Origin of the sequence: Erwinia oleae, assembly GCF_000770305.1 — a bacterium.
Classification (GTDB): Bacteria; Pseudomonadota; Gammaproteobacteria; order Enterobacterales; family Enterobacteriaceae; genus Erwinia; species Erwinia oleae.
This window is the reverse complement of record NZ_JNVB01000173.1, coordinates 1-490: the sequence shown is the minus strand read 5'-3', so window position 1 is coordinate 490 and position 490 is coordinate 1. Positions and strand designations below refer to the sequence as shown.

1 rRNA gene is annotated in these 490 nt (G+C 54.5%); it reads left to right on the top strand.

Annotation, left to right across the window (positions count from 1 at the left end):
• Positions 1–490 (top strand): 16S ribosomal RNA (locus GS12_RS22785); the annotation flags it as partial.

The window sequence follows — 490 nt, the reverse complement described above, 5'->3', positions numbered from 1 at the left end:
AGGATTAGATACCCTGGTAGTCCACGCCGTAAACGATGTCGATTTGGAGGCTGTGAGCTTGACTCGTGGCTTCCGTAGCTAACGCGTTAAATCGACCGCCTGGGGAGTACGGCCGCAAGGTTAAAACTCAAATGAATTGACGGGGGCCCGCACAAGCGGTGGAGCATGTGGTTTAATTCGATGCAACGCGAAGAACCTTACCTGGTCTTGACATCCACGGAAGCTTTCAGAGATGAGAGTGTGCCCTCGGGAGCCGTGAGACAGGTGCTGCATGGCTGTCGTCAGCTCGTGTTGTGAAATGTTGGGTTAAGTCCCGCAACGAGCGCAACCCTTATCCTTTGTTGCCAGCGATTCGGTCGGGAACTCAAAGGAGACTGCCGGTGATAAACCGGAGGAAGGTGGGGATGACGTCAAGTCATCATGGCCCTTACGACCAGGGCTACACACGTGCTACAATGGCGCATACAAAGAGAAGCGACCTCGCGAGAGC